The sequence below is a fragment of the Acetivibrio ethanolgignens genome (assembly GCF_001461035.1).
Taxonomy (GTDB): Bacteria; Bacillota; Clostridia; order Lachnospirales; family Lachnospiraceae; genus Velocimicrobium; species Velocimicrobium ethanolgignens.
Genome location: NZ_LNAM01000002.1, coordinates 1 through 13048, shown reverse-complemented (window position 1 = coordinate 13048; position 13048 = coordinate 1). Strand labels below are relative to the sequence as shown.

Below are 13048 nucleotides of genomic sequence, written 5' to 3'. Positions count from 1 at the left end.
GATGAAGTTGTATTTTATGAAGCAGGATGCTGTGGACTTCATGAAACATAATATGGAAAGGCTCTATACCCATTATTTTCAGGATGAAACGAATGAGTGGATGGCAAGAGAATACGGAAGTGATCCGTTTTCCGAATTTATGGAAGTGCCGGATTTTGAACTTGCTGAAATAGATGCGATGTCCATTGGTGAAGTCGATTTTGAAAACTGTAAGATTCTATATAACAATCTTAGATCATTGAGTGAATCTCAGTGTTCTGATGAGAGGCTGTGGGCAGGGCTCTGTAATAGCACGTTTTACGGCTATATGAGACATAGATACCAGTATCCGTCAAAGCAATTAAAAAAGAAAGAAACAGATGCCAGTGCAGTAATCAGTAGATTCTTCTTTAGTGGTGGTACACGTTCTGGTTTCTTCCGTAACGGTTTAGCAAAATGCTGGTGGGTAGGGCGTGCGACTTTTGACAAGGATAATGAAAATCATTTTGCAAGGCTTGATGTAATCGGTCCGAACGATTTGACGACAAAGGTCAGTGACATCTTTTATAGCAATACATTTGCGTCTAATCCTACAATTCTTGCTGGTATTTGTGACGCATTGAAATATTTTAGCGATCATGGTCAGGCTTTAGATGAAAAGAAACATGTACGAGTAGCTATGCAGTATTTAAATGCTGTAGGAGGAGCTACGCTTCTTGACGTATTATCTCGCGAAGAGATATGCAAGATAATGACGTCGAGGATTATAGCAATTCTTAAGGGACAGTCTGCAGATATATCTTTTGATGAAGAAGACGAAGATCAACTTTTAGAGGAAGTTTTAGAAGAAGAGGATTATTACGAAGAAGCCGATGAAACGACTGATGAATCAGAGAAAATTGATGAGTCTAAATATGAGGATTATATAGACGATGATGAGGAACCAGTAGGACGCATAAATAATCCAGTTCGTCCAGAGGCAACGAATAGAGTAGAACAGCCAAAAGAAAGTGTCGCCCCGGTTAGGTTGGCAATCCGAAAAGAGGAGCCTGTAATGTCAGGACCACTTAACTGGTTCGAGGAAGAAGCAGAGGAAGATCAACTTCCCGGGCCTGATTACATAACTTATGGCTGCTGGGTTAGGGTCATTGAAGAGAAGAATAACAGGGAAATCATTTATCACATCCCACTAAAGGATGATCATTCCAGAGCATGGTATGGGATTGAAGAAAAAATGATGGGACAAGATGTCGGTTTCCGCGTTTTTCTTGCTGGTAAGAACTATAGTGTGTTGGATTTTGGTCGCGATGATGAACGCGAGGATACACGTGCAGAGTTTAAGTCAAGAGAAGAGGTTTCAACACCGCCGAAGGAAAGCCCGGCATTGGTGGAGCCTGAACTTGATGGGAATACAAAACCGTTGGTGCCTGACACCATAAACTGGGGAGTTTGAGTTATTATTTGATCGGGATATAAAGAAAAAGAACATAGAGAATTAGCTGGAATGGTAAGATGACAAAACTGGCTAGTGCTGCGAAATACGATCAGTTGTAGAGGATGATATGGATAATAAGACAATAGATTATTATAATCAGAATGCAGATTCCTTTGTTAAAGGAACTATTTTCGTAGATTTTAAGAAAACACAAGATAAATTTCTGAAAGTATTGCCTGGAAAGAGAGTATTGGATTTTGGATGTGGATCTGGAAGGGATACTAAATATTTTATTAATGCTGGTTTTGAGGTTGTTGCAATTGACGGGTCTGAAGAACTCTGTAAAAGCGCCAGTGCATACACGGGAATTCAAGTAAAGCATATGCTGTTTCAAGACCTGGATGAAATGGAACGGTATGACGGTGTTTGGGCATGTTCATCCATTCTTCATTTGCCTAAGGATGAATTAAGAATTGTTTTTTCTAAGATGAGTAATGCATTAAGTTCAAATGGGATCATATATACCTCATTCAAATATGGAAACTTTGAAGGAGAGAGAAATGGAAGATTTTTTACCGATTTCACTTTAGAATTATTCAAAGATTTTATTAGTGATGTGAAGGATATTGTAATTGAGGAATATTGGATTACTGGAGATGTTAGACCTGGAAGGGAGGATGAAAAGTGGTTGAATCTAATACTTCGAAAGATAGCTTCTTAGTTCAACACACAGATTTTTCTCTAAGAGAACAGGTGAAATATCCTAATGGAGGAGTGTCAAGTTTCTATGATAATGGTACAGACATGGTCATTATTGATGAAGATATTTGTGTTCATGATCCAGAGGAACCAGTTTTTTCATATATGTTAATCACGGACAAGCAAAATAACTATATGCATCGATTTAAAAGAGTTTTTCGGTTTTTGGGGTATGTCCAAGCAGAAGTTGAAAAATATCTTTCAAAAGATGAAATTACAATGCCGATGGATTATATGATAACAGTCGGTGACAGAGGTGAACTGGCGGATGCTTCTCCGTTAGAACTTCATTTTGAGCAAAGTTTTACAAATGCATATGGAATTAATGCGCTAAAATTTTTATCACGAGAATATGGCATCTGTGATGAAAATGGGAAGAATTATTTCCTTGACTATTTAGTAAGAACACGAAATGGGAAATATGCAGTCGAAGAAAATGGCGTTACTTATCATCACCCACAAATCATTGGAGAAGAAAAATATAAGCATCAGCTAAGAAAGCAAAACACCTGTGCGTTGTGGGGGATAAAGCTATTTCGATTTTCTACAGAGGATTGTGCATTTGAGAATCGTATTGAAGATGACATTAAGCAGTATTTTGGAAAAGATACCTCTGAATTTGTAGATGATGGGTTAAAAATAGATAGAAAGGTCGAACTGTATGAACACCAGACAGTAAGTTTGCAGGAAATACAGAAACGAAGAGAAGCCGGAATAAAAGCCTTTTTGATTGTGTTGCCTACTGCAGCCGGTAAATCAAAAATAGTTGAGGAAGATTTACGAGAATTTGCTAAGAGTAGACAAGATATTAAGGTATTAATTTTGGTTCCGGGGGTAAACATTCTTGCGGATTGGGAGGATAGAATAAGAACGTCTTTACCAGAGCTAAAAGATAAAATAGAGATAAAGACTTACGCATATATGGCGAGACATTACGCCGATGTTCAGCCTGATTATTATAATTACCTTGTAGTTGACGAAGCGCATCACGCAGTAGCTCCAGTACTAAAAAGAGTTATTCAATATTTTAATACCGAGTTTACGATTGGGCTTACAGCTACAGATCAAAGACCGGACAAGAAAAAACTGGAAACTGTATTTGGAACATATTCTACTTCGTTGTCTTTAAAAGAGGCAATGGAGAAGGAAGTGGTTGCAAAGGCTAACGTATATAGAATAGAAACCAATATAGATCTTTCGCAAGTGCGTTTTAATGGTAAGGATTATGTAAATGCTGATCTTGAAAAGAGAGTAAGAGTTACTTCAAGAAATGAATTAATAGTCAATGTCCTTGAAGAATATTTTACATCAGGAGAAGCTGGTTTGCGTCAAGGCGTTATATTTTGTGTAAATGTGAATCATGCTAATGAGATGGCTAAATTGCTTAACAATGCCGGGATGACAGCAGCAAGTTACACAGGGCAGACAAAGAATTCGACGGAGTTGATGGAGGATTTTAAGCAAAAAAGAATTCGCTTCTTGTGTGCGTGCAACATGATCTCCGAAGGATGGGATTATCCTGAACTTGGCATTTTAGTTATGGCCAGACCTACGCTGTCAAAGGTTCTATATTTGCAACAGATAGGAAGAGGACTACGGAAAACTGACGTTAAGAAAAATGTCATTGTAATTGATGTAGTGGATGAATATGGTGCCATGGTTAAGGCATGTAATATGCATTCCATATTTGCTAATCCATATTATGTGCCATTTGGTGACATTACAAAGACGGATTATGAGCCAGGAGATATGGTAATCATTGATGGAATAGAAGAGAGAATCGAGCGTATTACAGAGGTTGATATCAATTCTTTTGAGGACAAGTATGGCAATTACTTAAGTCAGGAACAGGTTGCCCGAGAATATTTTGTCAGCACAGGAACTGTAACAAGCTGGATTAAGAAGGGAAAGATTACACCAAGTGTAGAATACAAATTTGGGAGTAAGTCGTTGTATCTTTTTAGTCCGGATGATGTAGAGAAATATCGGAAAGACCTTGATATTAAAGAACACAATGATAATACCATTAAACAAGATTTCTTTGATTTCTTGGAGGAGAGAGACTATTCTCTTTCTTATAAAATGCCCTTTATGCTCGCCGTTGTTAAATATATTGATTCTATTGGTGATGCAAAAATAGATGATGTCTTAGATGATTATATTGCATTTTATCAGGACAGATTAAGACGAGGACTTCAGGTGGATCGAAGTTCCTGCCCATATAATGAAGAGATGCTTAAGGATCGTAAAGCCATTTGTAGAAATATGCTTACAAATCCATTTGAGAAGTTCGAACGAAAAAGATTCCTCTATTATTCAAAGGATTTAAGTGTGATTTCAATGAATCATGCTTTGTATAGTCAGATGGAGGCAGAAGATTGGAACAGAGTAAGAACCCAGCTTCAAGAAGATCTGAAGAATTACTATTCTGAAATGGGTGGAATTTAAGGAGGGATAATCCATGCCAAATCAGTTTTTGACAAATTATACAGAAACCACGTTTCTTGAAAAAATAAAAGATGATTTGAGACATTGCAAGTCCTTCGATTTTTCGGTTAGCTTTATCAAGAAGGCAGGCTTAGTTTTGCTATTCAAAGATATTGAGGCAGCAGTGGAGCGAGGATGCAAAGGCAGAATTATTACCTCTACATATCAAAATTTTACAGATATTGAATCACTTAAAAGTTTTTCTGCATTAATGGGACGTTGCCCTAACTTTCAGTGTCATCTTGATTATGAAAATTTTCATGATACAGGTTATGCTACTCTTGGCTATCATTCAAAGGGTTACCTATTTGAATTTGAAGATCATAGGGAACTGGTAGTTGGTTCGTCAAACATTACGAGGTATGCGCTTTTAAAAAATATCGAATGGGATGTATCTGTGTCAGATAGTTTTGAACCGGGAGTGTATGATGACGCAAAGAGAGAATTTGAAGAAAAGTGGGATGCAACGGAACGTCTGGATGCTGAATTAATTAATAAGTATTCAACAAAGCTTAATTTTGCTATAGAGCGTTGGGATATGGATTATGACTTATCTGCTTCTAAAATCAAACCTAATTACATGCAAAAAAAGGCTCTTAAGGAACTTAACAGATATCGTGCAATCGGTGTAAACCGGGCGCTTACAATTGCTTCAGCAGGTAGTGGAAAAACCTATCTCGCTGCATTCGATGCACTGAATTTTAATCCAAAAAGATTGCTATATATTGTTCATGAAGGATCTATTTTGAAAAAATCCCTGGAGACTTTTCAGGAGATATTCGGCAAAAATGTGACATATGGAATCTATAGTGGTACCAGTAAAGAATCTGATGCTGATTTTGTGTTTGCGACCAATATTACTATGAGCAATACGTTGGAGTTGTTCTCCAAGAGTGAGTTCGACTACATTATTATTGATGAATGCCATCATGCTACAGCCGAAACCTATAAAAAGATTATTGGATATTTTGAGCCGGAGTTTCTGCTCGGACTGACGGCAACACCGGAGCGTCTTGACAACCAGGACGTATTTGAACTGTTTGACCATAACGTTCCTTATGAGCTTCGACTTCGTGATGCAATTGCGAATGATTTGGTTGTCCCATTTAAATACTATGGCATTAGAGATCAACTTGTTGATTATGGATTGTCTGGTAATGAAGAACGCAGAATGATTGCGCAGATGGCAAAGGAAGACCATTGCGATTTTATAGCAGAACAGATAGAAAAACATCGTCCGCAAGGGAAACTAAAAGCACTTGCATTTTGCCGGAATGTTACACACGCACGAATGATGTGTGAAGCACTTGGCGAGAGATACAAGACCGCTTATCTCACCGGGCGTAATGATATTGGAGAGCGCGTGCGTGCTTATAATGATTTGCAAAATGACTCACACTCATTAGAGATTTTATTTACGGTTGATATTCTGAATGAAGGTGTGGATATTCCCGGTGTAAATATGGTTTTGTTTTTAAGACCTACTGAATCCACAACTATTTTTATCCAGCAGTTAGGGCGTGGTCTGCGTAAATATACAAATAAGGACTATGTTACTGTACTTGATTTCATTGGAAACAGTTACAAAAGAAGTGTGCAGATTGCCTTTGCGCTTGGTTCTTTGTCAGAAAACTTTGTTATGGAAAAGCGATTGATGGCATCTTTGGTGAAGGATGATTTTACTGCACTTGGCCTTGCTGAATATGGTATAGAAATACATATAGATGATCTCAGTAAAGAAGAGATTCTGGAATATATCGATAAAGAGAACTTCAATGCGATTAAGTATTTGAAACAGGATTATTTTAACTTTAAGAAATATATTGGAGCAGAATTCTATCCACGACACGTAGATTATATCAATAATGATTGTGCTCCGGATCTGATCCGATTTATGAGCGTTAAGACTCAGGGCAAGAAGAATTGCAGTTATTACAATTTCCTAAAAAGTATCGGGGAGGAGAACCTTCCGATTTTCACTGAGAGACAGGTAGAGTTTGCAAATTATTTGTCCGGATTTTTGCCTCTTGTCAGGACGCATGAGTATCATATTGTGAAGTTCTTACTTGATGGAGCGAGGACCTATAGTGAAGTAAGAGATCATCTGGAAGAGGTAATAGCTGCTTTTAAGCAGGAAGAGTTGGAGCATGTACTTACTTATCTTAAGATTGTGAAGCAGGATGGGGAGATGCTACGCCTTGATGTGGAACCGGACGATCAGTTCGTAGAATATATTTTGGATTTGATCGAGTACGGTTTGGTTCGCTATGTGATAGATAACGGGGACGAGACAGGCTTTAAGCTTTGGCAGAACTACCGAATGGATCAGGTGCAGCTAAAGTTATTAAAGAATCCAGGAAATAATCAGAAAGGTACTTACTATTATGATAATTATGTTGTGATATTTGCGTCTCTAAAAAAAGATCTTGATGAGGAAGATAGGTTAAATTATAAGAACAAGTTCTTGGAAGAAAATATTTTCCAATGGGAATCTATGGTAGATTTGCCAGAAGCAGATTTGAAGAAACTTAATGAAAGTAGTTTTACACATGTATTCATCCGAAAGGTTACCACGGAGAATGGACTTGTTCTACCATTTACTTATGTTGGTAAGGGAAAGTTAACCAATCCACGCAAGACAAATAGTGGAAACGGAACTTACCTGTTTGATATTTATATGGAAAACGCATTACCGGAGTATCTGCAATACGATTTTAGATTAACAAAGGAATAGAACATGAAAACAATCAGAGTGGTGGCTGCGGTAATATATGCAGATGGCAAAGTATTTGCTACGCAGCGTGGATATGGTGACTTCAAAGGTGGCTGGGAATTCCCTGGAGGAAAGATAGAAGAGGGAGAGACACCAGAGAACGCTTTGAAAAGAGAGATATTAGAAGAATTGGAAACAGAAATAGCTGTGGGAGAATTGATTGACACAATAGAGTATGACTATCCTGCGTTTCATCTTTCCATGGATTGCTTTTGGTGTGATGTTGTTAGGGGTGATCTTGTGCTAAAAGAACATGAGTCTGCAAGGTGGCTTGATAAAGAATCACTTTATAGCGTGGAATGGCTACCAGCAGATGTGGCCTTGATTGAAAAAATAAGAATGAAATTATAGGGAGGTTTCTCATGGAGGTTACGGTAATTAGGTCAAATAGAAAAACTGTGGCTATCCAGGTGAATTCGGATCTGAGTGTTACAGTAAGAGCTCCTCGACTTGCTTCAAAGAAAGACATTGATCGATTTATCGAAGAGAAGGAAGCTTGGATATGTAAGCATGTTGAAGAAATAAAGAAGAAAAAGGAAAAGTACGAAGCGGAAACCTCGGAAAAATTGACGCATGAGGAACTTACGACACTTGCAGACAAGGCACTTGACATTATACCGAGGAGAGTAGAATACTTTGCAAAACGAATCGGAGTCACGTATGGACGAATAACAATCCGGAATCAGAAGACCAGGTGGGGCAGTTGTAGTAGTAAAGGTAATTTGAACTTTAATTGTCTTTTAATGTTGGTGCCTTCGGAAGTACTGGATTATGTTGTAGTGCATGAATTGTGCCATAGAAAAGAAATGAATCATTCTAAAGCATTTTGGATTGAGGTTGAGAAGGTGCTTCCAGATTATAGAGATATGGTTAAGTGGTTAAAAGAAGAAGGTAGTCAGATTATGCAGAGACTTAAATAGAAGGGGCTAATAGATGTACCAGGGGCTTCTGAAAGGCAGGTGTTTACTTGCGTTGGTCCGACTATTATGAAAAAATAAATGACTGGTCTGTAAGCACTGCCGTAAGCAAGATATCATCTTTGGAGGATATGGGGGACCCGGATGAGATTGTCGACGCACTTAATATCATCGCCTTTGAGGACGAGAAAGGGGCTACCAGACTCTTAAACAGAGCCTTGCAGCATGGTGTGAAGTTTTCCGGAGAGAATCTCGCAGATATCGACGGACTGTGTGCAGTGGATAGTTTTAAGAAAGCATTGTATCAATCTGCGGATGCGTTTACTGCGCAGGATTTAGAGGACCTGTACGGTAGTATTGATGATGAACTCATTATTGAATTGGCGAAGCGATATAAGATATCTGCTCCGGCGGATATAGCTGATGAGTATGAAGAGGAGCTATGTCCTGATGCCGGTACGCCGATTTCATGGAGCAGATTTTACGATGCTTTTTATGATTGGAAACCGGAATATGCAAAGGCACGTTTGCAAGCAGTTACGGATTTTGGAAGTGATGATGAAGTCTTGGAAGTTGTGCAGGAATTATTCTGGGATGACGAATATGAGGCAAGCCGATTTGTTACAAGGGTATTGGATGCAGGTGTGCGGTTTAGAGATGAGAATTTGGTGGAACTGGCCGGGATTTGTAATGAAGATACGGTCAAACAGGCTGTGCTTTTATCCAAATTATTGCTGACGGAGGAATCGCTGGAAGAACTGTATGGCAATGTCAGCGACGATATTATTATACAGGTTGCAAAAGAGCAGAATCTGAGACTTCCGGAGGATTTGCGGGAAGAAGAGGATGAAGACGAAGAAGCGACAGAACAACAAGACTTGGAATATGAAATACAAAGTGCGATAGATGCTGCAGACTACGCTTTGGATTGCTTAGTGCAGGCACAAAGATCAATGAATGACAGCAGTACTGCCAGTGTTTTGGATATGATGACCAAGGGATTTTTCACATCCTTAATGAAGTATTCCGCACTTTCTGAATCGGATGTGGATATGCAGCAAGCGCAGAATGCATTGGATAGTTTGAATACGGAGCTACGAGTATTGCAGAAGAAAAGAAGCGTGCAATTAAAATACGGCCGTTTGGCGACTGCGATTGATATGTGGGTAGATGACGGAATGTTTGATGCACTAACGCATTTACAGATTGATAAAGCACAAAAAAGAATTGCAAGAGCGATTAAGCAGGTGGAGAATATTCGGCGTGAACTTCAGAAACTGTTATAAGACTTTGAAGTCCTGAAGAAAGCAGACAGTATTCCGCGAACTCTGGAATATGCGTCCAGAGCATTAGAACCATACGAAGAATACTTAGATTAACACACACGAGGTAGAAATCGGAGGACAAATTATTTGAAAACAGCTATAGTGTATGCATCTGTGCATCATGGAAATACGAAGAAAATTGTGGATGAGATAGCCAAAGACCAAAACGTTGATCTGGTTGATGCCACGCAGGTGAAAGAAAAGGATCTTACCGAATACGATGCGATAGGATTTGCATCAGGAATTTATTATGGCAAATTTCATCAGGCAGTGCTTAATTTCGCAGCTGTTAATCTGCCACAGGAAAAGAAGGTATTCTTAATTTGCACACATGGTGGAAGTGCAGCATTTCAGTCTATAGAGACGATTCTTGAGGGTAAACATGCTGATCTCATTGGAAAGTTTTCTTGTAAAGGATATGATACATACGGTCCTTTTAAGCTTGTTGGAGGAATTGCAAAGGGACACCCGGATGAAAAGGATTTGACGGCAGCAGTTGAATTTTATAAGGGAATTACGAAATAAAGGTATTGGTGATGGATGAATACAAATCAAGAAAATATGCGGAATTGGTGGAAAGGGTAAAACAGAAATATCGCAATCATCCGGTATGCACAGATAAGTTGGAACTGGGATGGTGTGATTTACTTCCCGGAGAAGATTTATGCCAAGAAATCAATTTATGGACATATTGGCAGGGTTGGGGATATGCAAAGCATACTCCACATATTAAATATATGTTGATAGGACAGGATTTTGGGCCGCCAGAGAAAGAGGAGGCTAAGGGAACGATTGCCAATGTACGTGAAATGAACAAGGGTAATGATGTGATGTTTCATAAGCATGTGGATCTTTCAGCAAAGGATTCGCAAACAGATTTCAACCTAATAAAGTACTTTTCACTAATTGGAAAGCCGGATATCCATAAAAATCGTTATTCAGGTTTATTTTTCTGTAATTGTAACTTGGGTTATCGGAAAGGCAATTATTCGGGAAATATGACAAGGAGAGTTTTGGAAAATGACTCTCAGGAAATGAAGGAACTGGTAGATATCCTTCAACCGGAGAATATCATATGCTTAGGCCTGGATACGTCTGTTGTAATGATACGAACATTGATGGATGCCAAATTTAGCTGTAATAATTTTTCTGAGCTGATAGGAGATGGATCTCCTTATCAATATGGTGATACGTATATATACCCGGTGGCGCACCCGGGTTATTGGGGCACCCGAAACCGCGGCAGTAGCAATGTTGAAAAAGATTGGATGCGAATAAGAAAGTAATAGTACAAGGAATGCATAGACAGAGAGGGAGGTGCCACGATGCCATTTAAGATTGTCCGTAATGACATAACAAAGGTAAAAGCGGATGCCATTGTAAATACAGCAAATCCAAATCCAATATGTGCCAGTGGCACAGATCTGGCTATCTATGAAGCGGCCGGGAAGGAGCAGCTTCTTGCGGAGAGAATCAGGATTGGAAAAATTGCAAGGGGAGATGTTGCTGTTACCGGAGCTTATAACCTGAATGCGAAGTACATTATACATACAGTTGGTCCGGTATGGGAGGACGGTGATCATCACGAATTTGATATTCTGGAGAGCTGCTACAAGAAATCCTTACAGAAAGCATTGGAGTTAAAATGTGAGAGCATTGCATTTCCTTTGATATCAACCGGAGTATATGGTTTTCCAAAAGACAAGGCATTGCAGGTAGCTGTATCTGTTTTCAGCGAGTTTCTTTTGGAAAATGATATGCAGATTATTCTTGTGGTGTTTGACAAAAAATCTTTTCAACTTTCCGGTCAGATCGTAGGAGAAATTGATTCGTACATAGATGCAAATTATGTTAGAGATAGTCATAAAAGGGAGTATCCGGTACGAAGTATAAGAAGTGCCCAAGTCAGGGAACTGTCAGAAGAAGATTTCTATGAAGAAATGCTCCAAAAGAACCAGATAGAAGACACGTATCCTTTTGATGATGAAAGCCAAGCGGTGGCAGAACCATGTATGCTGTCTGCTGATATGTCTCTGGAAGATCAGCTTGCGAATATGGGAGCTTCTTTTCATGACAAATTATTTGAGCTGATAGATGCTTCACATTTGGATAATAAGGATGTCTGGAAGAGAGCAAATCTTGACAGAAAGCATTTTTCAAAGATTCAGTGCGACATGAATTATCACCCCAAAAAGAAGACAGTAATGGCTCTCTGCATTGCACTGGAACTTGACCTGGAGCAGTCAAAGGACCTGCTTGCAAGAGCAGACTGGGCTTTCAGTCCGAGCAGCAAGGGGGATCTGATTGTGCAGAAAGCAATTATTGATAAGCAGTATGATATCATGCAGCTGAATGTGACGCTGTTCAAATATACGAATGAGATACTGGGTGTATAATGAAAAGTGGGATAGAAAAAGGAAATAGGGTATGAGTCAAAAAGAAACGATTGTAAATATGCTGAAAACAAATGGGACAATGACTCAAGGTGCTTTAGCGGAAGCTATATATGGAGACAAAAATCATGGACCGAATATATATGCTACGTTGATAGGTCTTGTGAAAAATGGGGCTGTGCTAAGAACAGGAAGTAATCCATCATATTATTCTTTATCTGGAACCGAAATAATAATTCCTGAAAAATCTCAAAAAAGCACAAAGGGGTATCGAGATGTTTCTGGTGATATTATTACAAACGAGGCAATGGAAGAAGCTGAAACGTTGGTTCAAGGTACAGATAATTATGGTCCGGAGAATGAACTAATCACCAGATGTCTCCGGAAGTTTCCTAAGAATACGGATCCTGATATTGTAGCCATGAAAGTGGGGCTGATAGATATCACAAATTCAACTCATTTGTCACAGCATAAGAGTAAAATCAGCATGGTGGAGCTTTCGAATATTATAGCTGCAATTCCGTATATTGATGAGAGGATAGCTGATGGAGATCCTGAGGTTGTAAATGAAATTGCAAGAAGTAATGGAAAAATAAATCTTTTTTCATTTGCCTCAAAGTATTGCTGTTATCATAATAGAAATCTTTATGGAAGAGACGATTATTCGATTTTAGATACAGTTCTTAAAGAATATCTGCCACGCTATTTTGATGACATTACAAAAGGGCAAATTCAGAAATGGCAGGATAGTTTCAATTACAAAGCATATAATGATTATATTACGAAAAAGCTCGATGAGTGTGGTATAACCGTGAACCATAGAAAGAGAAAGTTTGACCATTTTGTTTGGTATAAAAACAGATAAAGTTGATCTAATCTAATGAAATAATCATTAAGTAAATTAGCGTCAGTACAATGAAGTATAATGAACCCATAAATTAAGACAAAAAAATCGTTGTTTTTAAGTTGGATTTCCCTTA

The 13048-nt window shown here is 38.6% G+C and carries 11 protein-coding genes; all 11 read left to right on the top strand.

The genetic code is table 11. The annotated features are described in order from the left end of the window. Position 1 precedes the first annotated feature (1 nt). The 11 genes from ASU35_RS00815 to ASU35_RS00765 all read left to right on the top strand — a co-directional run bounded on the left by ASU35_RS00815 (position 2) and on the right by ASU35_RS00765 (position 12933). Entirely contained in the window at positions 2 to 1432 is a 1431-nt protein-coding gene (locus tag ASU35_RS00815) for a DUF6339 family protein (RefSeq protein WP_058351233.1), read from the top strand. 109 nt (positions 1433 to 1541) lie between these two features. After that, positions 1542 to 2135, top strand: a complete 594-nt coding sequence (locus ASU35_RS00810; protein ID WP_058351232.1) for a class I SAM-dependent methyltransferase — start codon at positions 1542 to 1544, stop codon at positions 2133 to 2135. Then, positions 2099 to 4621, top strand: coding sequence for a DEAD/DEAH box helicase (locus ASU35_RS00805; protein ID WP_058351231.1), 2523 nt, complete (start codon positions 2099 to 2101; stop codon positions 4619 to 4621). The genes ASU35_RS00810 and ASU35_RS00805 overlap by 37 nt, the downstream gene beginning before the upstream one ends. A 13-nt stretch (positions 4622 to 4634) precedes the next feature. Next, positions 4635 to 7394 (top strand): DUF3427 domain-containing protein, encoded by a 2760-nt coding sequence (locus tag ASU35_RS00800; RefSeq protein ID WP_058351230.1) that lies wholly within the window; start codon positions 4635 to 4637, stop codon positions 7392 to 7394. Between the two features lie 3 nt (positions 7395 to 7397). Then, on the top strand, positions 7398 to 7784 hold the full coding sequence (locus tag ASU35_RS00795) for a (deoxy)nucleoside triphosphate pyrophosphohydrolase (RefSeq protein ID WP_058351229.1): 387 nt from the start codon (positions 7398 to 7400) through the stop codon (positions 7782 to 7784). 11 nt (positions 7785 to 7795) lie between these two features. After that, entirely contained in the window at positions 7796 to 8353 is a 558-nt protein-coding gene (locus ASU35_RS00790; RefSeq protein ID WP_058351228.1) for a M48 family metallopeptidase, read from the top strand. 47 nt (positions 8354 to 8400) lie between these two features. Further along, positions 8401 to 9636, top strand: a complete 1236-nt coding sequence (locus tag ASU35_RS00785) for a hypothetical protein (protein ID WP_147525320.1) — start codon at positions 8401 to 8403, stop codon at positions 9634 to 9636. Between the two features lie 126 nt (positions 9637 to 9762). Then, a complete protein-coding gene (locus tag ASU35_RS00780) occupies positions 9763 to 10200 on the top strand; it encodes a flavodoxin family protein (RefSeq protein WP_058351226.1) in 438 nt (145 codons plus the stop codon). A gap of 11 nt (positions 10201 to 10211) precedes the next feature. Continuing rightward, positions 10212 to 10961: a hypothetical protein gene (locus ASU35_RS00775; RefSeq protein ID WP_058351225.1), complete on the top strand. Its 750-nt coding sequence runs from the start codon at positions 10212 to 10214 to the stop codon at positions 10959 to 10961. A gap of 39 nt (positions 10962 to 11000) precedes the next feature. Continuing rightward, entirely contained in the window at positions 11001 to 12071 is a 1071-nt protein-coding gene (locus ASU35_RS00770; protein WP_058351224.1) for a macro domain-containing protein, read from the top strand. 31 nt (positions 12072 to 12102) lie between these two features. After that, the gene (locus ASU35_RS00765; protein WP_058351223.1) at positions 12103 to 12933 is read left to right on the top strand and encodes a hypothetical protein; all 831 of its coding nucleotides are present in this window, start codon (positions 12103 to 12105) and stop codon (positions 12931 to 12933) included. Positions 12934 to 13048 lie beyond the last annotated feature (115 nt).

Excerpts from the sequence above, each read along its gene's own strand:
- ASU35_RS00815 (WP_058351233.1), top strand. The coding sequence starts at position 2 with ATGAAGTTGTATTTTATGAAGCAGGATGCTGTGGACTTCATGAAACAT.
- ASU35_RS00810 (WP_058351232.1), top strand. The coding sequence starts at position 1,542 with ATGGATAATAAGACAATAGATTATTATAATCAGAATGCAGATTCCTTT.
- ASU35_RS00800 (WP_058351230.1), top strand. The coding sequence starts at position 4,635 with ATGCCAAATCAGTTTTTGACAAATTATACAGAAACCACGTTTCTTGAA.
- ASU35_RS00795 (WP_058351229.1), top strand. The coding sequence starts at position 7,398 with ATGAAAACAATCAGAGTGGTGGCTGCGGTAATATATGCAGATGGCAAA.
- ASU35_RS00790 (WP_058351228.1), top strand. The coding sequence starts at position 7,796 with ATGGAGGTTACGGTAATTAGGTCAAATAGAAAAACTGTGGCTATCCAG.
- ASU35_RS00775 (WP_058351225.1), top strand. The coding sequence starts at position 10,212 with ATGGATGAATACAAATCAAGAAAATATGCGGAATTGGTGGAAAGGGTA.
- ASU35_RS00770 (WP_058351224.1), top strand. The coding sequence starts at position 11,001 with ATGCCATTTAAGATTGTCCGTAATGACATAACAAAGGTAAAAGCGGAT.
- ASU35_RS00765 (WP_058351223.1), top strand. The coding sequence starts at position 12,103 with ATGAGTCAAAAAGAAACGATTGTAAATATGCTGAAAACAAATGGGACA.